Source organism: Lactobacillus kefiranofaciens (assembly GCF_014656585.1).
Lineage (GTDB): Bacteria > Bacillota > Bacilli > Lactobacillales > Lactobacillaceae > Lactobacillus > Lactobacillus kefiranofaciens.
This window is the reverse complement of sequence record NZ_CP061341.1, coordinates 759,682-785,597: the sequence shown is the minus strand read 5'-3', so window position 1 is coordinate 785,597 and position 25,916 is coordinate 759,682. Positions and strand designations below refer to the sequence as shown.

Genomic DNA, 25,916 nt, shown 5'->3' with positions numbered 1-25,916 from the left:
GAACTGAGGTGCTTCTTACTCAAGAAGACTTCTAACCCCGAGCCGTGCGGTTGCAGATGTGGAGGTCTCCACAAATACAACTCTTATAGTTTACTACCTAAAAAAGAATTTATCAATAAAAACAAGACAGATATTAATCATCTTTTGCTTCTTTATATTCAATTGTCTGCGTACCTTCATAAGCTGGCAATTTATTTTCTGCACGATACAGTGCTCGTTCAAATGATCTATAGCCTTTTGATGAAGAAACTGCAAATTTCACGCCATACTTTGAAGCAAATTCTTGAATGTTCCAAGTGGCATCGTGTGCAGCATATGCCGTCATCAAAATCACAATATCAAGATCTTTAATCTGTCGCTCCATAACTTTCCTTTTGCCTTCAAAAGCATTGATTGGAATAGGAATGCCGTTATAGCGATTTACGATACCTTCCAAAATTCCTTCGTTTTGATTATCGCCAATCGCAATACCCACTCGCTGGTAATGCAAATTCATATCCAGTTTAGTTAATTCTTCTGCAGCTTTGTCTTTATTCTTGTCTTTCTTTTTATAGGAAAGATCTGATTGTTTTGGTGGATCTACTTGATAAATCCAGCGAATTTGTACAGCATCAGCAGGATTTTTCTTAATGCGGACATCCCCTGTATACCAAGCCAAGTCAACAATTGAGCCATCTTCTAAATGAATGTTTTCGCCCTGATAATAACTTGAATCTGCTGGAATTGTGATTGCTTTGCCACGAATACGCAATTTTTCACCCTTGATATTACGCGTAATTGCTAGTTGACCAGTTCTGCCTTGCACAACGGCATAACGAAATTCTTCGATTGGATCATAATCACGCGTACGCAATTTACGATAACCAACCACACGCAAAATTTCTGCTTCATAGTTAGGATTATCCCGATCTTCTAAAGCCTCAACAATATCACCGCTTTTCAAATTAAGCGAATGAATTTGCGATTCTTTAATGCGATAAACAATTTGACCATCATCATTAATTAAATTACAGCCAGAAAGTGCACGAATAACCGTGTATCGTTTTCCTTTACGATAATCACGCTTAGGTTGTTCTTTGGGTTTCATCGCATCTTCAAAAATCTTCTTGTTGACTGCTTCTTTAGTTGTTTTCGATTTCTGGATTGCTTGATCAAGCTTTCTCAAAACATTGCCATACCGCTTACCTACTCCAGGAACAAAGGTTAATTTATGCAATGCTTCCAGTGATGTCTTCTTAGCTTTTTCATCCCCTGGTGTTTCAATCAAGCTAGTTAATCCCATTAGCAGCTGCTTAAATTGTTTTAAATCTGCATTACGCTGGGCCATTGACTGCGTATTGGCTTGTTTCTTTGGAGCAGTTTTAGCTTTAGGCTTATCTGCACTTCCACCATCAGCCATAGCGATAATTGCTTTAATAGCATTCAAGCTGTTAGCTAGACTCTTATCGTCTGCTTCAGTTTTATTTAAAATTACTTTGATATTATTACGATAATCGTACATACTTTCACCACTTTTTTAATTTAGCTATACTGTTCTATTTTTTACTTACTTTTAATATATATCAAATCTTTTGCTTTTTAACTTAAATTCCACTATAATTTAACAAAAATGATACTGAGAAAACGAGGAGATTTAACAAAAATGATACTGAGAAAACGAGGAGGAAGAAACATGGCTAAAACTCATCCTGAAGACTTAGACTGGAATAAACTTGGATTTAAATACCACGATTTGCCCTATCGCTGGGTTGATGAATTTAAAGATGGCAAATGGCAAGGCGGCCACTTAACTCAAGATTCATCTATCACCTTTAACGAAGCAGCTGAGGAATTGCACTACGGACAAGAAGTTTTTGAAGGGCTAAAAGCTTATCGCAGAAAAGACGGCGGCATTAATTTATTTAGACCGGAGCAAAACGCCAAAAGAATGGCTGATTCTGCTAAACGACTTTTAATGGAGCCTTATCCAGAAGAAGAATTTGTTAAAGCTGTTAAGGAGGTTGTTAAGGCAAATCAAGACTTTGTCCCTCCTTATGGTTCTGGTGGTACGCTATATCTTCGTCCATTCATGATGGGGATGCAGCCAATCGTTGGCATTTCACCATCTGAGACATATCAATTTAGAATCTATGCCACTCCAGTTGGTGCTTTTATTAAAGGCCTTAAGCCAATGCCTTATGAGGTTAGCGACTACGATAGAGCAGCTCCTGCCGGTACTGGACAAGCAAAGACTGCTGGTAATTATGCCAGCAGCTTGATGCCATCATTAATTGCCAAAAAGAACGGCTTCGCTGATGCCCTTTATTTAGACCCAAAAGAGCACAAATATATTGATGAATTTGGTGGTGCAAACTTCTTCGGCATTACAAAAGACGGTCAGTTTCAGACACCAAAATCAGATTCCATTTTGCCATCTATTACTAAGCGTTCAATTTTAAAGATTGCCAAAGATCTTGGTCTTGATCCTATTGAAACCAAAATTCCAATTGATGATGTTGATCGTTTCGTTGAAGCAGGTGCTATGGGAACTGCTGCGGTTATTTCACCTGTTGGATCACTTACTTACAAGGGTAAAAAGCATGTCTTTGGTGATGAAACCAAAGTAGGCCCAATTACCCAAAAACTCTATGATACTTTATTTGGCATTCAAGTTGGTGATCTAGACGACAAATATAATTGGACAGTTAGACTAAGTTAACAAAAACTAAGCTTTATGAAAATAAGGACTTATTTCGGTGTTGTCATCGAAGTAAGCCCTTATTTTTAACTGATTTTTCATATAAAGGCAACAGGTCTACAATCGCATTTGTAATAAAGTCTTCCATATTAACATCATGTTGTTGATCTCTGAAGACAAACTTGCCCACCAAAAATGTAGCATCTGACAACTCTGATTTAAATTGTTTTTGTATATCAGTTTGCTTTAAATAATCACTTAATTTTGTATGATCATCAAATTCAGAAGACATTTCACCATTCCAAATATACCAATTTTGCAAATCAATTTGTTTACTCCAACTAGGAATATCAGCCAATAATTCGTTATATTGTTCAGGCGTAATTTTTCTGTTTTCACTCTGATAATGCTGGAACATTAAATATACTTGCAATTGCTTTTTATCTAGCATTACCCCAACACACGGATTGGCATCTGCTAAATCTTGCAAACGATATGATGCCCAGTAATGATCGCGCAAATTCCAGCCATTAGTCCAGCTCTCTACATGAACTTTAGCAAATTTTCCTGTCGGCAAGTTTTGTGCAACAGCCTGATTAACAGCCTTCCACGTTTGCCAAACGCCTTTAAATTCATCCTTTAATTCTGCTACCTCTGCTTCAGAATGTTGCATCTTAATTTTCTTAAAAGAGAATTCTGGTTGATCAAAAATCTGAAACATTTCTTCAGTTAATTGCGTCATATTTATCCCCTAATCCTAGAATGAAAAATAATCTTTTGCCACCGCAAAAGATTATCGCTAAACTATTAAGCTCTCCATTCGCCGCCTTGGCCGTATGAATGCTTGCCTAATTCATTAATGATCACATGGATATGTTCCTTAGGTGCACCAGTATTCTTATGTACAGCTTCAGTAACATCCTTCATTAAGTTAGTAATTTGTTCGTCAGAACGACCTTTAATTAATTCAATATGTACAAATGGCATAAAAATTCCTCCTTTTTCAATTAATTATACAAGCTTTTTTAGAAAGCGCCACCACCGCTTCCTCCACCAATACCACCAGATGAACCGCCAGAAAAGCCACCACTGGTACCAGAAACTGACGAAGAACCATATGATACGCCACTAGAAAAACTGCTTTCAAAATTATTAGCAAAGCCATCATTACCGGGACTATAAAACGCACTGCCTACAATAAAACCAGTACTACTTAATTCTTCTTGACTAAATTCTAGTTTTAACTGTTTTAGTACCTTCTTAGACAAGCCAAAGGCTACAGCATAAGGCATAATAATATCTTCCCATAAGATCAGATCGCCAACGTCCTTCATCTTGAAACGACCAATATCATCTAACATTTTTTCGAAGCCACGCACCTTATTAGTTTCGATGGCTCCTTTTTGTGTATAAAGACTCAATCGATGATTGCCAATAAAGAAGGCAATGAATTCAAGCAAGATTAATCCTATGCCTATCAAAACAATATAGGTATTAGCATTAAAGCGAAAAACTGCGATCACCCAAGTGATAGTACTAAGCACAATCCCAGTAATAGTAAGCTTGCGGTAATGACTACGTTGTCGTTCAATTTTATCATCTAGATAGCCTGCAGCAGTTACCGCATCATATTGCTTATTACACCACTCATCAAACTTTTGACCTAGTTTTTTAGAAGCATATTTTTTCAAAGAATTCGTAGTAAAAGAATTTCCATCTCCCACTTGTTTGAACAAAAAGTAAATCAGCTCATCAGCGAGAATACTCTTATCTACTAGAGAAATCTGATAATGCGTTTTCTTTAAATGCTTTGTGTGATATTCTTCGATCTTTACTTTATGCTGGCCGGCTAGCTGCATCAAATAGGCCGTAAACGCCTTCGTATTGGGTAAAGCAACATTATCCAAAATTTGTGCACCCACTGGATTAACATCAGGAATATCATAATTATGTGATAATTCTTTAGTTTTCTTAGGCTTAAAACCAGCTTTTTTATTAAATAATCCCTTAATAACAACAAATAATCCGCTAACTAATGAAATGGCTACTACAGTCCAATTAACATAAGATCGATTACGTCGTTTTCGATTTGCCTCATTTGCTAATTGAGCTTCCTGCTTTTCGATTGCTTTTTTTCTATTTTCTTTAACTACATTGGTATTAATGGCAGTCACTGAAGTTGGAAAAAGCGCATGAACTTCAACTCCACTATCACCCGCTACATCATCAGCTGTCATGATAATTTTCCCTTGTCTAGGCAATACCTGAGTATAGCCATCAAGTGGTCCGTGCGCCCATGCTTTTAAGCCTTTAACTGAACCTGGAAAAATTACCGTAGCCCTGACATGATCTAAATCTGCATCCCAACCATTACCAATAATCTTGAAATTCAATTCTGCAGTATCTTGATAATTAGTAATTAAATGCAAGATTTTATAAGAGTATTCCACTTTGACAGCATCAGCTTCAGCAATATTGTGAAATACTTTAAATTTATAAGAATTCTTATTTTTGGTTAATTGATAAGTATTATTCTTGCCACTTTGAGATAATTTTACTGGATGATTATTTACTTTTACTTGGATATTGGTAATTTTTTGTTTTTTAGTCAAGTTCTGCCGATAAAAAACACCATGTGCATCACTGTCAAAACTATAATTGAACTCACGATGCATCGTTACTGATCCATCACGATTCACCTTAGCAGTTACAGCAACATTGTTAATATCATAATTAACATCAGCTTTAACTTTTTGAGTAAAAACAATCATTAAGCCGAGCAAACTTAAAAGTCCAACTAGACCTAGATACTTCTTTCTCATGATTTAACCTCAGTTTTTCTCTAAAAAGTTATCAATTAAAGTAAAAGCGCACTTTTGATACTTGCCCTTAAAGTCATGTCCTGCATGTTTAAATTTATAAAGTTGAGCATGTTTAAATTTTTTAGCAGCTTTTTCAGAATAAGTTTCGGGCACAATAATATCATCTGTACCGTGAAGCAAGAGAACAGGACCATGATATTTAGTAGCGCTCCTTAATAAATTAAACTTAAACAGCTTCTCAAAATAAGCTTTGCCAACGGTGAAACCAAACAAATTCAAAGTTTTGGGCACTTTTTTAATGGAGCCAAAGGCAGCTTGAGTATAATCAGAGATCGAAAATGCAGGATAAAGTAAAATTAATGATCTAATTTCCTTAGGATTCTTTGAAGCCAGCATCGCAGCAACTGCACCACCTTGACTTTCACCTAAAAGTGAAACTCTTTTAGAATTTACATCATTTCTATTTTTAACAGCCTTTAAAACAGTTTTCAGATTTTGCTCTTCAGTAAAAATCGACATCTGCAATTGATCTATACCGTTACTTAAACCACATTTTGCACCACCTGGGAAATCAAACGCATAAGCTAAATAGCCGCGACTGGCTAGGTACTTTGCATAATTAGCTAAATCTTGGTGATTGCCTGCTAAACCGTGCGCTAAAATTACTGCCTTCTTTTTACCAACCTTATTTTGTGGCAAATACAAGCGACCATAAATATTGACACCATCTCTTTGTATAGTCCAATTTTGCTCAATTACTTGATATTTCCCCTGCTTCGGTTTTATCTTTTTTTCAACTTTAACGGTCTTCGAATTTGATTTCACATGATGTGTATTATCACTTACTGTGCATCCCGCAAGTAAAGTGGTTAAACTCAATAAAATTATTGTTATTAGTCGTTTTTTCAAAATTTAATTCACCTTTTTATCAAACATCTAGACGTTTTTCTAGGTATTTTCATTATACAAAAAAGCGTAACAATTTTCTAAAAATAGGAAAATCATTACGCTTTTCAATATTCAGTTTTTAAACTTAGAAATTAGCACACTTTACATACAATCCTTTGCCAATACGGTAGTAACTCTTGCCATGAATATGGAATCTCGTACCGTAAGTTTTAACTGGAGTACCTTTTCTCAAAATTCTCCAGTTAGCACGACGACCCGCATGATTATAAATGTAAACATTATGCTTCATCACGCGCGAATTGCCTAAGACATTACTTGCCATGACATAACGATCGTCACCAACTCTAATGGCTGTCTTGCCATTATCAAGCTTCACGGTTGAACCGTAATATTTAATGCCATAGTAAGCTGCATAGTAACCGCTTTGACGTTCGCCCTTCTTATTGTAAATGTAAGCCTTCTTCATTACATAACCAGACGTTGCCAACTCATTATTAGTAGTTGCTGCAGGCTTAGGGTTAGAAGCCGGCTTAGCACTTGCAGTATTTTCCGCTGGTTTATTTGTTGGAGCTTGCGAAATAGCACCATTATTGGAAGTAACATTGCCATCTGTAGACAAAGGCAAAACTGCAACGTTACCATCAACATTTAAACCACGCCAATTATCGGTAAATTGCCAAATTGAAACTCCATTCATTGATGGGAAGTAATTAAAATTAGGATTATCAATTCTACCAGAAATAGCATATGAAGCTACCCATAAAGAATTAGGATATTTAGCAACTACGCTATTGGCATCAATCTGATGTTGCAAAACTGATGAACTTGCATAAAGAAGTGGCTTATAGCCTGCTGCCTTAATTTGATCCATAAAGGCAATAATTGCGTTAGCCGTTGGCGTCTTACCACCATAAATATTGTTGCCTTGACCAGTTTCATAGTCACAAGCTATGTATGAGCCCTCAGGCAAGCCAAATGCTTGAGCAGCTTTAATCGCATAATTAGCTTCTGCAACTGCAGCACTACTGTTAGAACTGAAAGTTGCAAAATGATATGCCATTGGCATCATATTATTTGATAAAGCTGTTAAAATTTGACTTGAAGCCTTAGGATTACTATAAGAAGTCCCTTCACTTACCTTAACGATAGCAAATTGTGCACCTGCATGAGCATGACTTGATAAGTCAGCACTCTGATAACTAGCAACATCCACGCCTAAGGCGCGAGCAGCAACGGAAGTTGCTGCTGCATTTACTGTTACTTGCGGCATATTCACGTGAGTCAATGCAACGCCCGCAGTACCAAGAACAGTTGCACATGCTAATTTAATAATAATCTTCTTAGTTTTAGTCAAAATTAATTTCCTCCGCTATGTGAAAACAACTAAAAAATTTCACATTTGTAGATCTTCTTTATATGGAATCAAATTTAGAATAATATCGATTTAAACTTTAGTCAACCGATATGGTTATAATGTAAGAAGCGATTAACATTTGTCATCTATTTGTATTATACAATTAATCATTTCAAATTAATGGTCAATCACTTAAAATACAAAAAAGCAACGCTTGAAAACGTTGCTACATTTATGATCCGGGTGAGATTCGAACCCACGACCCACAGTTTAGAAGACTGTTGCTCTATCCAGCTGAGCTACCAGACCATCTTGTATGTTTGTATGTCCTCAACAGAACATAAATTATTATATGAGAAGCTCATTCGAAATGCAAGGGTATTTTCAAAAAAATTCTTATTTTTTCAATTCTAGGCAAATTAATTAAAGTATAATTTAATTAGATACAGATACTTACTAGAAAAGAGAACGACTATGGAACTTAAAGATAAAATCAAAAAATTCGTAGAAGATTTCAGAACCGGTGCCTACAAACACGATACTAAGCGAGATAGCGATCTGCCAAATGATATTCCTGAAGTTGAACGTTTAGACAATCTGCCTTATGGTCCAGATCAGAAATGGCATACATTAGATGTCTATCTACCTAAAAAATACAAGGCCCCATTTCCTGTAATCATTAATATTCACGGTGGTGGCTGGGTTTATGGTACTAAAGAGATCTACCAATACTATGGTATGGGACTTGCTAAGCGAGGTTTTGCTTTTATTAATCCTAATTATCGTTTAGCGCCAGAAAATGCGGAATTTCCAGATGAACTAGACGATGTCGATCGTTACATGCACTGGGTTGATGAGCACGCTGAGGAATATCGTTTAGACAGAAATAATGTTTTCATCGTTGGTGATAGTGCTGGCGGACAAATGGCAGAACAATATGCAACTATTTTAACTAATCCTGATTATGCAAAGCTATTCCCATATAAGCCATTGAATTTAAAATTCCGTGCAGTTGGCCTAAACTGTGCTGCTTCTTTCATGCTAACCCCAAGCAACCTAGATGGATTAGCTAGTACTTACTTTACTAAAAAAGCAATAAATAAATATCACGAGCAGCTTAACGTCGAAAAATACATTAATCAAAACTTCCTGCCTACTTACTTAATTACCGCCAACAATGACTTTTTGCATGATATGCAATTTACGCTCTTTGGCTTCTTATTAGGACGTGGCGTCCATGCAATCTGTAAATCTTATGGTGATAAAGATAATCCGCGCGGTCATGTCTTCTTCGTTGATCAAAAGGACGAATTAGCTGATATTGCAAACGATGAGGAAATTGAATTTTTCAGAAACTTTTTGCAAAAATAAATGAAAGGATAATTATGATTAAATTCTACGGTTACAAACGCTGCTCTACTTCACGCAAAGCACAAAAATGGATGGATGCGCACAATGTTAAGTACGAATTTCAAGATTTAGTAGAACAACCACCTAAAAAAGAAGATTTAATTAATTGGATGACCAAGTATTAAGATCGTGGCTTAAAATACTTTTTCAATACACATGGTCAGCATTACCGCGAACAAAAATTAAAAAATAAGATACCAACAATGACTATTAATGAAGCTGCAAGCATGATGGCTAAAGATGGTAAATTGATCAAAAGGCCCCTTGTTGTTGATGAACAGCATTTAACCTGTGGCTTTAAAGAAAATATTTTTGAACAAACTTGGTTATAAAAAAGAAAATAGTTCATCACCACAACTAAAATGGTAATGAACTATTTTTATGCTTCTAAATAAATTTTAATTTAGCAAGATAATTTTTAGGCTTTGCTAAATATTTTACTTACAGAATTGGACGCAAAATTGACCATATTTGACTTTTACGAAAAAAACTTAGATTTTATTATATAATGGAATGACTGACAATAGTAAGGAGATGTTTAACCTTGTACTAAGTTGAATCATAAAAAAGAAAAAATTAATTACTTAGAATAAAGAAGGAAAATTATGAAAACCGATAACTTGAAAAAGCTTTTGCATAAGAATCGACATAAGCTACATCATAGTAGCAATAAAGAAAATCAATTATATGCTGATTTTATTAAAATAAAAGAATTAAAATTAGCTAAAAAAGCAATTGTCTTCAATATGAAAAGAAATCAAATTATCAATGGACAATTGAACAAATATTTACATCCTAATTCTGTTCATATTCGCCTTAAGCCCTATTTTGATGCTGATATTTGGGTAAAATGGCTGGGTGTATTAGGTGATGTAACTTTACCTAATAAAACTAATTTAAATGGTTCACTATTAATTGATAAAATTTCTTGTTATTCAGATGAAAAAATAGAAATTCTTGACTATCACGCCTGGTTAAATATTGAAAATATCAAATATATTGAACATCCTGATCAACAACTGGCAATTGGCGATTATATCGAAGGAATTAGTAAGGTTAAACAATATGGTCAAGGGAAATACGGCTTAGCTGCTACATTTATTAAAAAAGCTGGGATATTTTTAGGTACTAATCGTCCTGAAACATTAGTCAGCGGCTACGATCGTCAAGATTCCTGGGTAGTTGAATTAAGCAATAATAATCTTACTAAGAAGAATTATACAGAAAATTATTTAACCCATAATACTGATGAGTTTGCAGCTAATGGGGCCCACGTTGATGCTAAGTTCCAACCCAGTCGCTATAAGAAATTCCAACAACGTTTGCAAGCATTACAGCAAGGTGAATCTAACGACGTTCTTCCTTTGGTTAACAAAAGCAAAGAAACCTATACTGCCGAAGTAATTCGTAGTCACGCCATTAAAATCCCTTCAATCGGTCATAAAATGCCGCAGTTGGAAGTTAAAAATATACGCAATGTTGCCAGCGATCGTTTGATTTTTGCCAAGTATTATTTGCCCTACGTTAGCGATATTAAAAAGTTAGGCGAATTGAAACCAGGTGACAAGATCCAATTCATGAGTGAAGCCTCACCTTCAAACAGTGGTACTTTCAATATGGTAACTGACTTCAAATTGTTGACTGAACATGAATTTGTCCCTGTACCAACTAACCCTAATATCTTCCTAGGCTATATTATGTGGCTTCATCCTGAAGAAGGCGAATCCAGCTACATCGCTAGTTATCAGAATTGGGCTTTAGCTAAAGACATTCATACTGAAGAAATTTCAAACGAGATTGAATCCTTGCGACCAACCTCTGCCTTATCTGAGCTTGAATTAGCTAATACATTAGATGTTGACAAAAAAATTGTAGAAAATGCAAGAAAACAAGGTCTTATTAAGCCAACCGCGGATTCAGGCTTAACCAGACGATATGACGCTAAAAGTTGGGACATCATGCGAAAAGTGATTGGTGCACAAGATGCATCAACTGTAGAACACCTAAAAGATATCCTACCTATTTTTACAACTGATGATATTGTTAAACAAACCGGGATTGACCGTAGTGAAGTTGACACACGCATTAGACAAGAAGAATTCTTCCCTCTTAATGGATTACATTACTCAATTAATGTTTACGGTCCCAGGGTCATGGACCTCTTCAAAGCACGTAAAACTGTTCGTAATCTTTTACCTAACAAAAATACCATTGTCACTAAACGCGAAATCCCAATTGATAAGCAAATGCCAGTACCTGTAGAAAAGCCTAAGAAAATTGATACAGATAAGATCTTAAAGGCCACGGTTAATAAAACTTCCACTGAACCTAAAAAAGAAGACAAGCAACCTATTAAAACAGTTGAAAAAGCTAAAGCTACAGAGCCAGAAAAGAAAATCGAAGTGCCTAAAGTTAAGATTATCAAGCATGCCGAGCCTAAAAATAAACCAATTGCAAATAAATTGATTAGTAAACCAGTTGCAACTGAATCTGCTCCAATTGAAGCACCAAAAGCTCCTGTTGCTAATACCGGTTCAACTATTTTATTGGCGACCTTTCCAGATGAAACTAAATATGAGTACAGTTCTCCTGATTCACAAATCATCGAAGACATTATGCAAGCTGCTGCTAACCCAACCATCAATAAGATGCTGCAAGTTAAAAATATTGCTACACAACAAATTGAGATTATTTCGGTTAAGGCAATTATGAAAATGCAAGTTAAATAAGAAGAAAGCTGAGTATTTGATGATACTCAGCTTTCTGTTTACATATCCAAAATTTTCTTCTTTTTTGCCTGAAACTCTTCTTCAGTCAAAATGCCTTCATCCTTAAGGCCTTTCAACTTTTTAATTTGTTCCAGCTGTTGATCGACAACCGATCCTTTCTGGGCTAATTTAGCATATTTTCTAATTTTATCTGCTAGAATTCCAGCTGGTACTTTATTAAGCGAGTTAAAATCTAACTGTGCATCCTTGACAATCAACTTCAATTCAACATAAGCCAATTGTTGTTTGAGAATAACACTCTTAATCTGAGCTAGCGGAATAATATTTGTATTTTCACTAGTCATTTTCTTTTGTAAAATAAGCAAACGATAATTCGTACAAATTAACATTACTGTCTTGCTATGGTCATCAATTCCAACAGCCGCATATTCAATCGTTTCACTTTCTTCAATTAAATTTGCCAAGGGCAACAAATCATGACTATTCAACCAAACATCATAAACTTCAGCTTTGATTAATTGCTGCTTGATCCTAGATGGCAAAGCTAATTTTTTTATTTTGACAATTGCCTGCTGGCTACGTTGCTTAGCTAAGAATGACTGATTAGCTTGTTGCTGTTTTTTACTAAATAAATTAAATAATCCCATAAATTAACTTCTCTTATTACTTTTCAAATACATCTTTAAAAGCGCGAACTGCCTGATTACTACGTTTATCAGGAATAATAGCATAGATTACTATTTCAATGCTGCTTGTCTGAGCAAAAACTCTCCGCCACATTTTAGCAACTTCATCTGCCGTAAAGCCAAAGACGCCTGCTCCCCATGCACCTAAGATTAAGACATTAACTTTCTGCTCTTCAGCAATTTGCTTAACAAAATTCATGCGACTAAGCATTGCACTATTTGCGTTACTCTCAAATTTCATTTGTGCTTCTTTATCTTCTACTAAACGTCGGCCAGCACTCTTATTAGGTGCAGCACAAGTAATCACAGCACTCTTCCCCTGTGGCACCGTAGAAGTTGCCCCATAAAATATCGGGTGAATACAAGGCGCGATTTAAATACATCTTCTGATTCAGATGCCGTTTATTCCAATCATAGAAATTCTTCTGACTCGAAATAACTGGATACAAATCTGATTGCGCGCAAATCGCTTCTTCTTGCGCCATAGCACCATTCACGAAACCCCCGCCGGGATTAGTATATGAAGCAAAATTCAATGCCGCAATTTTTTGACCTTTATATGTTTTAAAAGCCTTGATTACTGCTTGATCCGTAGCTAGTGGCCAAACGATTTGCTGGGCTAATTTAGTAAAATTATTTTTTGATTTATCATTAAAAGAATCCTGATCATACACGATAGTTTCTTCAATTGACTGCTGAATCTGCGTTTGAAACAGTTTCTCTACCATTGCCTCATGTTTTCTGGCGTTGTCTTTTACTTGAGTTCTATTCATTGAACATACCTTCTTTTACGTCTATTTTTCTTTTAGTTTACTCTGATTTGCTATGACTCCATAGTATTAACTATAGTACTCAATATTTATTACACAAAAAAATCAAAATCCTTAATCGCTTTGATAATTTAAAAAAACTAATTATTAAACAAAATTGTGCGAATCATTTTATAAACTGATCTATAGATGTATTTCCCGGTCAAATAGGTGTCGCATCTCTTCATTAAAGTTATGTGCAATAAACACGACTGTCGCACTACCAGTAAGAATATTTTGCAAGATTTTCATCGTCGCAGCTTCATCAATTGCACTAGTAGCTTCATCAATTAAAATTAATTTGCTTTGATGAACCAAACTTCTAGCTAAAACAATTTTCTGTCTTTGACCACCCGAAACATTCAATTGATCCAAATTTATGCTCGTCTCAATTCCTGCCGGCATCTTAGTCACATCGCTTGCAAACTCCACTCGTTTTATTGCAGCATTTATGCCATCATCTAATTTCTGATTAAACATCGTAATATTTTTTGCAATAGTGGTTGGAAAAAGAGTTGGTTCCTGCGGCAAATAACCAATCTCGGATAGATTAGGATAAATCCTCGTTCCATTTTGATCAAAATATTGGATCTCACCACAACTAGCTTGTTTTTCTCCTAATAGCAATTTAAATAAAGTTGACTTGCCTGCTCCTGAATCACCAGTCAGTAAAATCTTTTCTCCTGCTTTTACTTGAATATCGGGGAAAACAACTCCTTCACCATTTTCAAAATCAATTGCTAAATCATGAATTGTAAATCCTGCTGGTGCTTTTGCATTTACCGTTCTTGTCGTAGTAATTTTTTCTCTAGATGCTAAAATCTCTTCACGTAACTTCTTAGTTGCACGCATCTTGCCGGTATAATTAGCGATGCCTTGAAGCGAGCTAAAAAGCGCTGCACTAAAATTGCCAATACTAGCGACTAACCCAAACACGACCAAATTATTAGCAACTAAGTATCCTGTTAATAAGAAAATCAAAGCATCCCCTAGTGAATAAGCTAATTGATTCAAGTAATCTAATTCTTGATCAACTTTCTGTTTTTGCACATTAGCTGCTCCCAAACGACCTGAAAATTTAGCAACGGTTTTGAATAACTTTTCATTAGCTTCAAACCTTCGCAATTCAGACAATCCAATTAGCCAATCACCCAAAGTTGTTAAATATTCTCGATTAGCTGAAGAAACTTTCTTAGTTGCTCTTTGCAGTGGCTTATCTAACAACTTGGGCAAGAAGATTTGAACCACAGCTAAAAGTAAACAGGCGATTAACAATGCCCATTGAAAGGTTAATAAAGTCATGGTCACACTGCAGATGCTTGCGATCATCCCTGCTACCCATATAAAAGAATTAAAGTAATCTTTATGCAAGATTTTTATATCATTAGTTAGTCGATTCTGTACACTTCCTACCTTATGTTGATGACTATCAGTAAAATAGTGATCCGTGATTTCTTGTCTTACTAAGTGAAAATACTTTTGCAATGCTTTTTGCCAAAGTATGGAAGCGATATTATAAAATAAAAATACTAACGCATAACAAATTAATTGAATTACTGTCCACCATAAAAATAATTTTAAATCTCTATTTTTAACTGCATTGAATTGCAACGTTAAAGTATAGGCAACTCCAACCTCTCCACCTGCAGCGATCATTTGCAAACTAATTGCCAGACAAAATCTAAATAGCTCTAACTTAAATAATTCCTTCCAGTTCATTATTTTTCCTCCAAGCAAATTTCACGATCGAACAATGCTTTTTGCTCTGATGTTAAATTATGAGCAATCATTAGAAGTGTTGCCTTTGTTTTTATCAAATTCTGCAGAATTAAGGTTGTGGCTTTTTGATCGATAGCACTAGTTGGCTCATCTAAATAAAGAATCGGCGTCTGGTGCAGTAATAACCGCATTAAAACTACTTTTTGCTTCTGTCCACCAGAGAGCAATTCATGATGAGGATCCAGCTTTGTCTGTAGCCCATCATTAAAACGTGCCTGATCGTCTTTAAAAGCCACTTGTTCTACTAGGTCACCAACTCTTGAATTGAGCTTTGAATTAAACATCGTGATATTATCTGCAATGCCACCTGGAAAGATTAATAAATCTTGCGCCAGATAGCCTAGTTTCCTTAGATCGGGATGTAAAACCTTACTGTTCTTATCTAAATAAATCACCTCACCTGTTTTAGGCTTAACTTGTCCCAGCATTACTTTTAACAAAGTAGATTTACCAGTACCGCTATCTCCTGTCAGTAAAACCTTGTCGCTTCGATGAAGAGTGAAATCAGGATAACTAATGCTTTCACCTGCTTTATAGTGAACGGTTAAATTCTTTACTTGAATAGAATCAACTTTATCCAAGTCATCATATTGATTTTCAACTACTACTTTTTGTAGCACTTTCAATCGATTACGAAGTGTTCTGGTCGATTTCAACTGCATATATCTATTCACACAGCTATCAACACTATAGAAAATACCATTGGCGAAATACCCAGCCGTTAAAATTACACCTAAATCAACTTGATGATTAAAAAACAAAATTCCAGCAATTAAAGGTACGCCGACACGCCCAGCAATATTAAAGATTGCAGCTACCATTGCTGTATAAGCTAATGCTTTGTCACGTTTATATTCACTTTTTTCTAGCTGATAACTATTCTTTCCTACTACTTTCTTTAAGACCGTTTTATTCTGATATCGTCTTAATTCAGCTAGTCCATTGAACCATTTTTCTATGGCATGTAAAAAATCAGCATTTTTACTAGATACTTTTTCTGTAGCTTTATTAGTATATTTTTCAAGTAACTTAGGGACAAGAACTGCTAGCAAGGCAACTAATAAGGCATAGGCAACTAATAACCAATGAAATGAAAAGAGCGTCCCAATAGTTAACAAAATATAAATAAAGTCACAAACAAAGTAGAATAGCACATCATAATAGCTCTCTTGCACCAGCTGCAAATCATTGCCTAAATGATTTTCCATTTCTGAGACTTTAGCTGGCTTTTGATAATAGTGTGCAACTATTTTTTGTCTTACTTGATGAAACAAATCCTGTGTTTGTCTAGTATTTTGTACATTAGAGTAATTAAAGCTAATGTTACAAATTTGACCGAAAATAAATTGAACTGCAATCAATACAACAAAATAGACAAATTTTCCCTGAGACAAAGCATTAAGCTGTGAACTAGTCAAATAGGTGTAAACTGTAGTAGCTGCTTGAGTCAACGTAATTAAAAACAATACTAAAAAAGCACGCTGATGATTAATTTTAAAATAATCTTTTAAACCCATTATTTTCCTCATTCTTTGTAAAAATATTAGTTTTTTTCTGAATCTAATAATGATTTATTGCAAAGAAAAAGCACTGCCATGAGATACTCACTCTCAAAAACAGTGCAACAAATAAAGGCTAATTTAGACGTAGAAAATTACCCTAGATTCACTTACTGCTAATAATTGAGATGTGAGCAAAATTAGGTACACTAAATAAGCATGTAAATACAGTATTTTGCTAAACAACAAATCAAATATTAGAACTTACGTAAACGAATCATATGGCAATAAAACCTCTCTGTTTCTACTAATTATTTAAAATAATATCATACATATTTAATTTAGCAAGCTTTTTTAATGAAATCAAATACCTAGAATATTTTTCCTATAAAAATAAAGCCTTTTCATCTTAAAATATTTCCATATTACTTTCATTTTTATTGGTTCTACTCTCTTAAAAAGGTAAACTATAGATAATTAAACTAACCAAAGGAGAAAAATATGAAATACAATCAATACGCCTACGTCGATACACCTTTTGAGCAACAGGTCAAAGAATTAATCGACATCAACTTTTTGCCTAGAAATTACGCCGATTGGGATTTTAGCGACTTGTTGGCTAAGTTAATCAAAAATACAATCGCCGAGGCTAAAACTGATGCTGCTAAAACTGCGAAGCTAGCAGAATTCGCCGTTTCCGATCACGAAACCTTGGCTGACTTTTTAAAGCAAGAACCAACGTCCATTGGTACAGCTCAATTCTATAATGTAGCTTTGCAGCTTTTAGGCTACCATGTTCATTACGATTACGACTTTGCTGATCCAACGGGCTTTATGCAAAAACAAGCTTTGCCTTTTGTACAAGATATTAGCGATAATCAAAAGCTCATTTCTGCTTTTTATCGTTTACTTAATACCCGTACTAAGAACGGTCAGATTTTACTTGATGTGATGGCTGGTAAAGGCTACTTCACTCAATTCTGGGGTCAAAATAAGTTCAAGTTCTTCAACGTCAAGTCTATTCCTGTTTTTGATACCAACAGGGTTATTCGCGAAGTTGTTTATGTTGAAACTGATCTTGATACTGATCACGACGGCAAGAGCGATTTGATTCAAACGACTATCTTCCGTCCTGCTGAAACAAACAAAGGACTTCAAGTGCCAGCACTTTACACAGCATCTCCATACTTTGGCGGCATTATTGCTAATGAAAAACGCAACCATAGCGTTGACGAAAACCTATCTGATGCTACTGAATGGAATGATCCACAATACGTTCACTCACCAATCGTCAAGGCGCAAAAGCCAGATGGCTCTAGCCACCCAGCAACTGAAGAAGCAGTACACAAGTCTTCTTACCCACTTAACGAATACATGTTAGCTCGCGGTTTTGCCAGTGTCTTCGCTGGTGCAATTGGAACCCGCGGCAGTGACGGCGTCCGCATCACTGGTGCGCCTGAAGAAACCGAATCTGCAAAAGCAGTAATCGAATGGCTCCATGGTGATCGTGTTGCCTACACTGACAGAACTAGAACTGTTCAAACTAAAGCTGATTGGTGCAACGGTAATATCGGGATGACTGGTCGTTCATACTTAGGTACTTTACAAATTGCGATTGCTACTACTGGAGTTAAGGGCCTAAAGACTGTTGTTTCTGAAGCTGCGATTTCTTCTTGGTATGACTACTATCGTGAACATGGTTTGGTTATTGCTCCTGAAGCTTGCCAAGGCGAAGATTTAGACTTACTTGCTGAAACTTGTCAATCAAACTTGTGGGATGCAGGGTCATATCTCAAGATCAAGCCAGAATATGACAAGATGCAAAAAGAATTGCTTGAAAAAGAGGATCGTGCAACGGGTCAATATTCTGACTTCTGGGAAGCAAGAAATTACCGTCACCACGCTGATGGTATCAAGTGTTCCTGGATTTCTGTTCATGGCTTAAATGACTGGAACGTTAAGCCAAAGAACGTTTACAAGATCTGGCAATTGGTTAAAAAGATGCCAATGAAGCATCACCTCTTCTTGCACCAAGGTCCACACTACAATATGAACAACTTTGTTTCGATTGACTTTACAGACTTGATGAACCTTTGGTTTGTTCATGAACTTTTAGGCATTGAAAATAATGCTTACAATCAATGGCCAACGGTTATGATTCAAGATAACTTGCAAGCTGACAAGTGGCATGAAGAACCTGACTGGAGCAATGATTTAGGCCAAGAAAAGATCTACTACCCTACTGATGAAGGCGAACTTTTCCAAGATGGCAACGGCAAAGCACAAAAGTCCTTTACCGATGTTGGCGGTATTGAATTCAAGAAAGCTGGTATTTCAGAAAGCGATTGGCAATACAAGTTCATTTGCGGTGATGAAAAATGGGCTAAGCCAAGTTTACGTTTTGAAACTGATGAATTTATTCATCCAACTACGATTGTGGGTCGTCCTGAAGTCAAAGTTCGCGTTTCTGGCAGTTTGCCTAAGGGTGAAATCTCCGTTGCTTTAGTTGAACTTGGTGAAAGAAAACGTTTGATTGCTACACCTAAATTCTTGATGCGCGGTGGTCAAGAACTTGGTTACAGATTTGGTACTGACACTTTGCAAGAATTTGTCCCAGACAAGAAGACTAAGGCTAAATTGATTACCAAGGCGCACATGAACTTACAAAATTACAAAGACATGAAGAAGCCTGAAGAAATCGAAGCTGATAAATTCTACGATTTAGACTTCTTGCTTCAGCCTACCTACTACACCATTCCATCTGGTAGCAAGTTAGCTTTAATCATCTATTCAACCGACGAGGGAATGACTAAGCGTCCGCTTGAAGAAGAAACTTATACAGTTGATTTAGCTAAGACTGAGATTAAATTTTATGAAAAATAAATAATTTAAAAATCATATTAATAAGCACTAGTTCTTTCTATTTAGAACTAGTGCTTATTTAATGTGATAAAATATGAATTATATTCTTAAATATGGAGAATTCTTATGAGTAACAAAAAGAATAAAATTAACAACGCAGAAATTAAAACGAGAGTAGCATTTTTCAGACCCAGTCAATAATGTCACTAATTAAAAAAGGAAAATGATTATGTCTGAAAATTTAATTAACACTGTTACAACTAAAGCCGACTTTCAACAAGCATTAAAAGAAGTTGGAATTAAGGCTACTGATGCTTGTCTTGTTCATACAGCAATGAGCAAGTTTAATTACGTTCCAGGTGGACCTGAGACTATTGTCCAAGCTTTAGAGAAAACTTTATCTGAAGGAACACTAATGATGCCTTCAGAAGTTACAACCAACTGTGATCCTGCTACTTGGGAGTATCCACCAGTTCGCAAGGGCTTGATTCAAATCGTTCGTGATAATATGCCACCTTATAATCCAGCAACTTCGATTACTGTAGGTTTGGGTGTCACTCCAGAATATTTTAGAAGATTGCCCGAAGTTGTTCGAAGCAATCACCCTTATTTACCGATCGCAATTTGGGGTAAAAACAAAGAAAAGATTGCCAAAAAGCAACCTTTGAATATACCCTATGGTGTAAACAGTCCACTAGATTACCTTTATCAAAATCATGGTAAAATAATTTTCTTAGGAACAGACTACGAAACTTGCACGATGCTTCATTACGCAGAATCCACAATTGGTCGAAAGACTGAAACTTGCTTAGCTGCAACTGACGTTGATGAAAACGGCAAAACAATTTGGGCCGAATATCAAAACATCGATATGGATTCTTATGATGATTTTAACGAATTGGGAGCAGCTTTTGAAAAGGCTCATCCTAACAAATGGAAAGCTGTTAAGCTGAATAACGGTATCATTAAAGTAATTGATGCACATGCATTAATTGATTTTGCACGTGAATGGTTTAAACAAAAAGATAATCAATAACAAATAACGGTAAGAGTTCAATTTTACTCTTACCGTTTTATTATTCTTTAAAGTTGGGTCAGCACCTTTGATCCTATCTCCAACCCTGCACTATGTGACTCACTGCCCCAGTCACGTTCATCATAGTTTTCCATATCTGCTAAAGTATCAGCAGTAAATAAGATTTGAGCAAAATCAACATCCCTAAATTGGGCACAGGCAGCTAAAGCAGCACATTCCATTTCCACAGTAGCTGCCCCTAATTGCTTGAATTGTGCAACCTTTTTAGGTGTCTCTCTAAAGAAACCATCTGTTGTCCAAGTGGTAACTTCATCATAATCCAGATTTAATTCAGATAATGCTTTTTCTACCTGCTTTAAAAAATCACGATCTAAATCAACAAACTGTCCCGGGTCCATATAGTGAAAAGACGTTCCTTCATCACGGATTGCTCGTTTAACCAAAAACATTTCATTCTCTGGTAAATCATTTAAAGCACCTGCAGTACCAATCGTTAGAACTGTTTCTACACCATAGGTAATTAACCACTCTAATAATTGTACAGCTGCAGGGGCACCTAATGGCGCCTGACATAAAGTAAAAAATTCATTATCAATTTGAACTTCATAGATTTTAGGATTGAATGAAACTGATTCAAATTCTCCTAAAGTGCGATGAAGGTGCTTATCTAAAAATGCATTGATTTCTTTCTCCGGTACAAATGCATAAAGCAATCGTGAATGAAAATGAAATGGTTCTTTCTCATGATTCGGTTCTAATACTGCATGCGGATTTTCGTCAAAGTCTAAAATAAATGGTTGTTCATTCATGTATGCCCTCTCCCTTAATTAATAAATGGATAGTCTCTATTGAAATAATGATCGATAAATAGTTGATGCTGCTCATTAAAAATATTTGGCAATGTATCTTTAGAAAAATATTTCAAATCTAAAGTTTCAGAGCTGACTTCTTCTGAAGTTTTCCCAATTAATTCAACAATAAATTCAATAGTCACTGCCTGTGCTACATCTTGATTAGGATAATGTTGAATGAAATTTGTTGAAACACCAAGTAATTCTTTAACTCTTACTTTTAACCCTGTTTCTTCTAAAAATTCTCGAATACACGCCTTTCGTGCTGATTCTCCAAATTCTAAAGCTCCACCAGGCAAGCCCCATGAACTAAAGTCAGATCTTTTTTGAAGTAAAATTTCATTTTTGTCATTTGCTAATACTCCACCAGCAAAATTTAAAATAAGTGGTTTATGCCCAACTTTTTTACGTAAGGCTTTTATGTAGTCTTGGGTCATTATTAGTCCTCTTTTTTTACATCATCCATAATAATTGAAATTTCATCATCTAAACTCATTTGGCTAGTAAAAGCTCGCTCTGAAATAAATCCAATATAATCCTTGGCGTTCCACCATGAACGCATTTTTTCTTCTCCAAAGGAGCTTTCATGACGTTCTTCGTGCCGTCTCATTGTTTCTTCAAATGGAATATCAAAATAATAGGCATAAATTTGATTACTAAAAAGTTGTTGAGCTTCTTTAAACAATTCTGAATACCATTTTGCATTTAAAATTCCCTCCAAAATAGTATAAGAACAATGATCATGACCATATCTCAACAAATTTTCTAATAATGGTAATGCTAAAGTATTTTCTCCATCCTTAACATTTAGCATTTCTCTTCTAACTGTATCTTGTGGAATTAATAAGGTATTACGTGGCAATAGTTCATGAATTTTTTTAGCTAAAGTTGTTTTGCCACTACCAGAATTACCTCTGAGGATAATTAATTTCGGTTTCATTTTTCTTTCCTTTTACTCAATCTATTTTATTGAAAAAATAAACAAAATCGTGCTACACTTATGATATCAAATATGATACTATCCTATTGATATAGAAAATAGGATGTGTCTAAAATTAATCAAATCAAAAAATTAGAAAACAAATTCAGACAAACGCCCATTCCAAAAGACTTAACTTTTGATGAGGCTCGAAGATTGTTGGAATATTATCAGTTTCGTTTAATAAATGATAATGGTGGATCACATTACACTATTGAACGAAAAGGCTTAAAATATCCAGTAACTATTGCGAATCATGGTATTTTAAAGCGATATAACATTAGAGACATTATTTCTCTAATAGATCAAGTTAAGGAGGATCATTAATTATGAAAAAAGATCTAAATTACTACATGAAGCTCAATTATTCAACCGAATTTAAAAAAATTGTTGAGGACGATGGCGAAACATATTATCGTGTAACCATTCCAAAATTACCGGGTGTTATTGCCTATGGCGATTCATTAGATGAAGCTGTCACTGAATTAAACGAAGCAAAAAAGGCATGGTTTTCATCTTGCCTAAGACGGAATATAAGGATCCCAGAACCTGTTAATAAAAAATATTCTGGAAAACTATTAGTTAGAATGCCTAAATCATTACATGCTCATTTAGCTGAGGAAGCGGATGAAGAAAATGTTTCATTAAATTCATTTATTGTGAGTAAATTAGCACAAGGATAAATTTAAGAAAAATGGAAGAGTACATGACTCTTCTTTTTTATGCTTTTAATTATATTGATTTACTGTGTCCTCGATTGTTGCATCCCTATCAAAATCATAATCTAATCCGGAGATCTTAACTACAGGGACCATTTTACCTCTTTGCCCCATTAATAATCCTGCCGAAGCAGCTAACATGTCACATACAGTTTCAACGTTAGTTTTCTCCATATACCTGCTTTTTCTCAAACCAGAGATACCATATAATCCAACCGCAACTTGAGTGGCACCTTTTTTATCTATCCTGCCATCACTATCAGTTATTATGATTGCTATTCGCACTTTTAATTTATCAAAAATAGCATCACTAAGTTTTCTAGCAATTTCATCACAATTTTTAGGTAAAACTATTGCAGTATTTGATCCTAACTTATCAACCCCTGCACTAGTTAAAAATAAACCATTAGGAAGCCAGCCACCAATAAAACTATTAGTTACCTGTAGTCGATTGCCCTTCTGATTCTCAGTCTGATCTAGCATAACTTGAATTAATCTGGGATCTTTTCTTAAAACCTTTTTATGTATTAAGAGAGCTTCTTCACTTGGATTAATTAAGTCTAAATCAATAAATAATCCTTCAGATTTAGAAACTACTTTTGAGGCAATACATAAAATATCATTATCATGGAGAATAAATTTTTCTAATCTTATTGTCTTAATTATTTCTGTACCCAAATCACACTTACCTTGAACTATAGGAAAATTATCCAGAGCATCAATTGTAATCATTTCATAACCACCAATCTGGTGTTAATTCACCGAGAGTAACAACTTTTTCATGCTCATAATCAAGCATCACTTCAACATCTTGATAATGCTCTTCCATCATTTGCACCATGAATTCACGACAAGCTCCACATGGTGCACCATTTTTACCATCTAACATGATTGTCAATACCCGTGTAATTTTAGATTCACCATTAGTAATCATATTAAAAAGTGCGTTGCGTTCAGCACATACTCCTAAAGTACAAGCTGTATCAACGCAAACTCCCGTGTAGATGTTACCTGAATCAGACAAAACTGCAGCTGCAACTCCACCAGCTTCCATATGGTTTGAAATTTCACGAAAGCCTTGAACCTCTTTAACTTTTTGATACATTTTTTGCCATGTTTTATCTAGCATTACTGATTAACCTCTATATTTTACTCAAATTCTGCTTGCCAATTAGGATCATGATATGCGTTAAAACACATTTCAACTTGCTCCTTTGATCCCTTATCTTCACTTAATTTGGGTAAGTCATCCAGAGCAAAATATCCACTGGCAATTGTTTCATCATTTTCCATAAAACTACCACTGACCGGCTCACATAAGAAAAATACTGTAGTAATTCCATAAGGATACATCCCTTTATAATGTCTATTACTGTCATGAATCGCAATTAATCTTTTAACGGCGATATCAATCCCAGCTTCTTCTTTGACTTTCTTAATAACATTTTCTTTAACAGATAAATTAACTTCACACCAACCGCCAGGAATTGACCAGATACCATCATTTTTTTGCGCTAGCAAAATCTGATTATTCTTAAAAACAGCTGCACGTGTTGCAACTTTAGGCGTTTGATAACCAATTTAGTTACAAAAAAGATTCTTCACTTTTTCAAGCAGTAAATCAGATTTTTCTACCACCATTTCAGCTGAAATATCGCGAATTTCTTGATATCGTTCTAAATCAAATTTTCTTTGCCATATGTTAAGCCAGCTTGAGCTAAACTTTGAAGCCTTTTTGCCTAATCGATTAATTTTTCATTTGTCATACCTATTTCTCCTCTCGCCAAAATGCGAATCCTCCATAGAAAAGCCCAAAAGATAGCAAATTTATATAAAAATTAGGTGAAACAGTGCTCATTGCTACAGTTCTTCCTTTTGATACATCAATCACTAATTTTATGCCAAAGAGGTTAGAAATTTGATATACATCAAAATTGATAAATAGATTGATTACAAAATAAAGCATCAACAATATTAAATATATTCCAACACCCTTAATCACTAGCTTTATAAATTTTTCCAAATCCAAAACTAAAACACGTTCGTCTCCAACTTTTTCCCCTTCATTTTGTGTTGCGTATGCCTCTAATAAACTAATTGTATTATCTGCAATATATTTTTCTTGATCAGGTTTAACTTCAAGATTTACGACATCCCAAAGATTTTGATTAGTTATCTTTTCTAATTTCATAACTATTATTTCTTTAATTATTCTTAATCACAAATACCTTATGACCATTTTCATCATCTTTTAAGTAATCAAACCCACTTCTTTTAGCAACATTTTGACTAGCAAAATTTTGCGGATGCGTTCGTAAAATCAGATATTCAAGCTTCAACTGTTCAAATGCATATTGTTCAAGAAACTCTACACACTTTGTCATAATTCCTAAATGTTGAAAATCACTAGATAACCAATATCCTACTTCGCCAGATTCATCCTTCAAATAATGTAAATCAATCATCCCAGATGGCTTTTCATCGACTAAAATTACTAAATTAAATGCAGTACCATCCACCATCTTTTGTTGAAATAATTTAATAGAATCAACTTCTTTCTGAACAGAATCAATCTTGTTAGCCCAAACTAACCATTTAGAAAATTCTTTTAAATTTTTATGTAATTGTTCAAATAAAGCTGATGCTTGCCAAGTTTCTGGTAAAACAAGTTCAATATTATGTTTATCAATCATAAAACTATGTAAAACAAACGGATATCTCTGCAATCTCATTCACCTCATTTTTTTGAATTATATTAAATTAAATATTACTTAAATATGTTTAATATTTCAATA

At 35.0% G+C, this 25,916-nt stretch carries 25 protein-coding genes, 1 tRNA gene, 2 pseudogenes and 1 other annotated feature (1 of these 29 running past the window's edge); of the genes and pseudogenes, 8 read left to right on the top strand and 20 right to left on the bottom strand.

The window, feature by feature from the left end; genetic code table 11:
• Positions 1–62: a sequence feature (ribosomal protein L21 leader region), on the bottom strand; it reaches 19 nt to the left of the window's first position.
• Between the two features lie 71 nt (positions 63–133).
• Positions 134–1,501: a DUF2325 domain-containing protein gene (locus tag ICI50_RS03995; RefSeq protein ID WP_054640333.1), complete on the bottom strand. Its 1,368-nt coding sequence runs from the start codon at positions 1,499–1,501 to the stop codon at positions 134–136.
• Between the two features lie 171 nt (positions 1,502–1,672).
• Between ICI50_RS03995 and ICI50_RS03990 the strand changes: the two genes are divergently transcribed.
• Positions 1,673–2,698, top strand: a complete 1,026-nt coding sequence (locus ICI50_RS03990; RefSeq protein WP_023062019.1) for a branched-chain amino acid aminotransferase — start codon at positions 1,673–1,675, stop codon at positions 2,696–2,698.
• A 43-nt stretch (positions 2,699–2,741) separates the two neighbouring features.
• On the opposite strand, the gene ICI50_RS03985 is transcribed toward ICI50_RS03990, so the two are convergent.
• From ICI50_RS03985 to ICI50_RS03960, 6 genes are all read right to left on the bottom strand, one after another.
• Complete coding sequence (locus ICI50_RS03985; RefSeq protein ID WP_014563368.1) at positions 2,742–3,419, bottom strand: HI_0552 family protein; 678 nt, start codon at positions 3,417–3,419, stop codon at positions 2,742–2,744.
• 65 nt (positions 3,420–3,484) lie between these two features.
• Positions 3,485–3,664, bottom strand: a complete 180-nt coding sequence (locus ICI50_RS03980) for a 2-hydroxymuconate tautomerase (protein ID WP_003547962.1) — start codon at positions 3,662–3,664, stop codon at positions 3,485–3,487.
• A 38-nt stretch (positions 3,665–3,702) separates the two neighbouring features.
• Complete coding sequence (locus tag ICI50_RS03975; RefSeq protein WP_056940827.1) at positions 3,703–5,499, bottom strand: DUF2207 domain-containing protein; 1,797 nt, start codon at positions 5,497–5,499, stop codon at positions 3,703–3,705.
• Between the two features lie 9 nt (positions 5,500–5,508).
• Entirely contained in the window at positions 5,509–6,408 is a 900-nt protein-coding gene (locus ICI50_RS03970) for an alpha/beta hydrolase family protein (RefSeq protein ID WP_013853863.1), read from the bottom strand.
• Between the two features lie 124 nt (positions 6,409–6,532).
• Positions 6,533–7,762, bottom strand: coding sequence for a GH25 family lysozyme (locus ICI50_RS03965; RefSeq protein WP_095342115.1), 1,230 nt, complete (start codon positions 7,760–7,762; stop codon positions 6,533–6,535).
• A 235-nt stretch (positions 7,763–7,997) separates the two neighbouring features.
• Positions 7,998–8,071, bottom strand: a tRNA-Arg gene (locus ICI50_RS03960).
• A gap of 165 nt (positions 8,072–8,236) precedes the next feature.
• Between ICI50_RS03960 and ICI50_RS03955 the strand changes: the two genes are divergently transcribed.
• From ICI50_RS03955 to ICI50_RS03945, 3 genes and pseudogenes are all read left to right on the top strand, one after another.
• A complete protein-coding gene (locus ICI50_RS03955) occupies positions 8,237–9,133 on the top strand; it encodes an alpha/beta hydrolase (protein WP_095342116.1) in 897 nt (298 codons plus the stop codon).
• A gap of 14 nt (positions 9,134–9,147) precedes the next feature.
• Positions 9,148–9,504, top strand: a pseudogene (locus ICI50_RS03950) (arsenate reductase family protein).
• 273 nt (positions 9,505–9,777) lie between these two features.
• Complete coding sequence (locus ICI50_RS03945) at positions 9,778–11,901, top strand: hypothetical protein (RefSeq protein ID WP_056940826.1); 2,124 nt, start codon at positions 9,778–9,780, stop codon at positions 11,899–11,901.
• 38 nt (positions 11,902–11,939) lie between these two features.
• Here the strand turns inward: ICI50_RS03945 and ICI50_RS03940 are convergent, their stop codons facing one another.
• The 5 genes from ICI50_RS03940 to ICI50_RS03925 all read right to left on the bottom strand — a co-directional run bounded on the left by ICI50_RS03940 (position 11,940) and on the right by ICI50_RS03925 (position 16,692).
• The gene (locus ICI50_RS03940; protein ID WP_013853859.1) at positions 11,940–12,548 is read right to left on the bottom strand and encodes a PH domain-containing protein; all 609 of its coding nucleotides are present in this window, start codon (positions 12,546–12,548) and stop codon (positions 11,940–11,942) included.
• 16 nt (positions 12,549–12,564) lie between these two features.
• Positions 12,565–12,894, bottom strand: a complete 330-nt coding sequence (locus ICI50_RS10935) for a TIGR02452 family protein (protein ID WP_280530469.1) — start codon at positions 12,892–12,894, stop codon at positions 12,565–12,567.
• On the bottom strand, positions 12,872–13,360 hold the full coding sequence (locus ICI50_RS10930) for a TIGR02452 family protein (RefSeq protein WP_279593549.1): 489 nt from the start codon (positions 13,358–13,360) through the stop codon (positions 12,872–12,874). The genes ICI50_RS10935 and ICI50_RS10930 overlap by 23 nt, the downstream gene beginning before the upstream one ends.
• Positions 13,361–13,540: 180 nt before the next feature.
• Entirely contained in the window at positions 13,541–15,115 is a 1,575-nt protein-coding gene (locus tag ICI50_RS03930; protein WP_056940824.1) for an ATP-binding cassette domain-containing protein, read from the bottom strand.
• The gene (locus ICI50_RS03925; protein ID WP_056940823.1) at positions 15,115–16,692 is read right to left on the bottom strand and encodes an ABC transporter ATP-binding protein; all 1,578 of its coding nucleotides are present in this window, start codon (positions 16,690–16,692) and stop codon (positions 15,115–15,117) included. Before ICI50_RS03925 ends, ICI50_RS03930 begins: the two co-directional genes overlap by 1 nt.
• 483 nt (positions 16,693–17,175) lie before the next feature.
• Between ICI50_RS03925 and ICI50_RS03920 the strand changes: the two genes are divergently transcribed.
• Positions 17,176–19,557: a Xaa-Pro dipeptidyl-peptidase gene (locus tag ICI50_RS03920; RefSeq protein ID WP_095342117.1), complete on the top strand. Its 2,382-nt coding sequence runs from the start codon at positions 17,176–17,178 to the stop codon at positions 19,555–19,557.
• A 208-nt stretch (positions 19,558–19,765) separates the two neighbouring features.
• On the top strand, positions 19,766–20,572 hold the full coding sequence (locus ICI50_RS03915) for an AAC(3) family N-acetyltransferase (protein ID WP_095342118.1): 807 nt from the start codon (positions 19,766–19,768) through the stop codon (positions 20,570–20,572).
• 47 nt (positions 20,573–20,619) lie between these two features.
• Here ICI50_RS03915 and ICI50_RS03910 read toward each other — a convergent pair whose 3' ends face one another.
• From ICI50_RS03910 to ICI50_RS03900, 3 genes are read right to left on the bottom strand one after another with little or no spacing between them, the layout of a single operon-like run.
• Positions 20,620–21,381 (bottom strand): nucleoside phosphorylase, encoded by a 762-nt coding sequence (locus ICI50_RS03910; RefSeq protein WP_057731452.1) that lies wholly within the window; start codon positions 21,379–21,381, stop codon positions 20,620–20,622.
• A gap of 14 nt (positions 21,382–21,395) precedes the next feature.
• Positions 21,396–21,860 carry an NUDIX hydrolase gene (locus ICI50_RS03905; protein ID WP_057731458.1) on the bottom strand — a complete coding sequence of 155 codons (465 nt, stop codon included), beginning with the start codon at positions 21,858–21,860 and terminating at the stop codon, positions 21,396–21,398.
• 2 nt (positions 21,861–21,862) lie between these two features.
• Complete coding sequence (locus ICI50_RS03900; protein ID WP_056940821.1) at positions 21,863–22,363, bottom strand: kinase; 501 nt, start codon at positions 22,361–22,363, stop codon at positions 21,863–21,865.
• A gap of 105 nt (positions 22,364–22,468) precedes the next feature.
• Between ICI50_RS03900 and ICI50_RS03895 the strand changes: the two genes are divergently transcribed.
• Positions 22,469–22,729, top strand: a complete 261-nt coding sequence (locus ICI50_RS03895) for a hypothetical protein (protein WP_056940820.1) — start codon at positions 22,469–22,471, stop codon at positions 22,727–22,729.
• 2 nt (positions 22,730–22,731) lie between these two features.
• Positions 22,732–23,085, top strand: coding sequence for a toxin-antitoxin system HicB family antitoxin (locus ICI50_RS03890; protein WP_056940819.1), 354 nt, complete (start codon positions 22,732–22,734; stop codon positions 23,083–23,085).
• A gap of 45 nt (positions 23,086–23,130) precedes the next feature.
• Here ICI50_RS03890 and ICI50_RS03885 read toward each other — a convergent pair whose 3' ends face one another.
• The 5 genes and pseudogenes from ICI50_RS03885 to ICI50_RS03860 form a co-directional block, all read right to left on the bottom strand.
• The gene (locus ICI50_RS03885) at positions 23,131–23,853 is read right to left on the bottom strand and encodes a coenzyme F420-0:L-glutamate ligase (protein WP_054640338.1); all 723 of its coding nucleotides are present in this window, start codon (positions 23,851–23,853) and stop codon (positions 23,131–23,133) included.
• 1 nt (position 23,854) lies between these two features.
• Positions 23,855–24,250, bottom strand: a complete 396-nt coding sequence (locus ICI50_RS03880; protein WP_082598949.1) for a cytidine deaminase family protein — start codon at positions 24,248–24,250, stop codon at positions 23,855–23,857.
• 20 nt (positions 24,251–24,270) lie between these two features.
• Positions 24,271–24,860: pseudogene (locus tag ICI50_RS03875) on the bottom strand (NUDIX hydrolase N-terminal domain-containing protein); the annotation flags it as partial.
• Between the two features lie 29 nt (positions 24,861–24,889).
• Entirely contained in the window at positions 24,890–25,312 is a 423-nt protein-coding gene (locus tag ICI50_RS10795; protein WP_236694771.1) for a hypothetical protein, read from the bottom strand.
• A gap of 13 nt (positions 25,313–25,325) precedes the next feature.
• Positions 25,326–25,853, bottom strand: coding sequence for a GNAT family N-acetyltransferase (locus ICI50_RS03860; protein WP_054640339.1), 528 nt, complete (start codon positions 25,851–25,853; stop codon positions 25,326–25,328).
• Between the last annotated feature and the right edge of the window lie 63 nt (positions 25,854–25,916).

What these genes read in the sequence shown, in the direction of transcription:
- ICI50_RS03995 (WP_054640333.1), bottom strand. Translation starts at nt 1,501, where the DNA reads ATGTACGATTATCGTAATAATATCAAAGTAATTTTAAATAAAACTGAA.
- ICI50_RS03990 (WP_023062019.1), top strand. Translation starts at nt 1,673, where the DNA reads ATGGCTAAAACTCATCCTGAAGACTTAGACTGGAATAAACTTGGATTT.
- ICI50_RS03985 (WP_014563368.1), bottom strand. Translation starts at nt 3,419, where the DNA reads ATGACGCAATTAACTGAAGAAATGTTTCAGATTTTTGATCAACCAGAA.
- ICI50_RS03980 (WP_003547962.1), bottom strand. Translation starts at nt 3,664, where the DNA reads ATGCCATTTGTACATATTGAATTAATTAAAGGTCGTTCTGACGAACAA.
- ICI50_RS03975 (WP_056940827.1), bottom strand. Translation starts at nt 5,499, where the DNA reads ATGAGAAAGAAGTATCTAGGTCTAGTTGGACTTTTAAGTTTGCTCGGC.
- ICI50_RS03955 (WP_095342116.1), top strand. Translation starts at nt 8,237, where the DNA reads ATGGAACTTAAAGATAAAATCAAAAAATTCGTAGAAGATTTCAGAACC.
- ICI50_RS03945 (WP_056940826.1), top strand. Translation starts at nt 9,778, where the DNA reads ATGAAAACCGATAACTTGAAAAAGCTTTTGCATAAGAATCGACATAAG.
- ICI50_RS03940 (WP_013853859.1), bottom strand. Translation starts at nt 12,548, where the DNA reads ATGGGATTATTTAATTTATTTAGTAAAAAACAGCAACAAGCTAATCAG.
- ICI50_RS10930 (WP_279593549.1), bottom strand. Translation starts at nt 13,360, where the DNA reads ATGAATAGAACTCAAGTAAAAGACAACGCCAGAAAACATGAGGCAATG.
- ICI50_RS03930 (WP_056940824.1), bottom strand. Translation starts at nt 15,115, where the DNA reads ATGAACTGGAAGGAATTATTTAAGTTAGAGCTATTTAGATTTTGTCTG.
- ICI50_RS03925 (WP_056940823.1), bottom strand. Translation starts at nt 16,692, where the DNA reads ATGGGTTTAAAAGATTATTTTAAAATTAATCATCAGCGTGCTTTTTTA.
- ICI50_RS03920 (WP_095342117.1), top strand. Translation starts at nt 17,176, where the DNA reads ATGAAATACAATCAATACGCCTACGTCGATACACCTTTTGAGCAACAG.
- ICI50_RS03915 (WP_095342118.1), top strand. Translation starts at nt 19,766, where the DNA reads ATGTCTGAAAATTTAATTAACACTGTTACAACTAAAGCCGACTTTCAA.
- ICI50_RS03910 (WP_057731452.1), bottom strand. Translation starts at nt 21,381, where the DNA reads ATGAATGAACAACCATTTATTTTAGACTTTGACGAAAATCCGCATGCA.
- ICI50_RS03905 (WP_057731458.1), bottom strand. Translation starts at nt 21,860, where the DNA reads ATGACCCAAGACTACATAAAAGCCTTACGTAAAAAAGTTGGGCATAAA.
- ICI50_RS03900 (WP_056940821.1), bottom strand. Translation starts at nt 22,363, where the DNA reads ATGAAACCGAAATTAATTATCCTCAGAGGTAATTCTGGTAGTGGCAAA.
- ICI50_RS03890 (WP_056940819.1), top strand. Translation starts at nt 22,732, where the DNA reads ATGAAAAAAGATCTAAATTACTACATGAAGCTCAATTATTCAACCGAA.
- ICI50_RS03885 (WP_054640338.1), bottom strand. Translation starts at nt 23,853, where the DNA reads ATGATTACAATTGATGCTCTGGATAATTTTCCTATAGTTCAAGGTAAG.
- ICI50_RS03880 (WP_082598949.1), bottom strand. Translation starts at nt 24,250, where the DNA reads ATGCTAGATAAAACATGGCAAAAAATGTATCAAAAAGTTAAAGAGGTT.
- ICI50_RS10795 (WP_236694771.1), bottom strand. Translation starts at nt 25,312, where the DNA reads ATGAAATTAGAAAAGATAACTAATCAAAATCTTTGGGATGTCGTAAAT.
- ICI50_RS03860 (WP_054640339.1), bottom strand. Translation starts at nt 25,853, where the DNA reads ATGAGATTGCAGAGATATCCGTTTGTTTTACATAGTTTTATGATTGAT.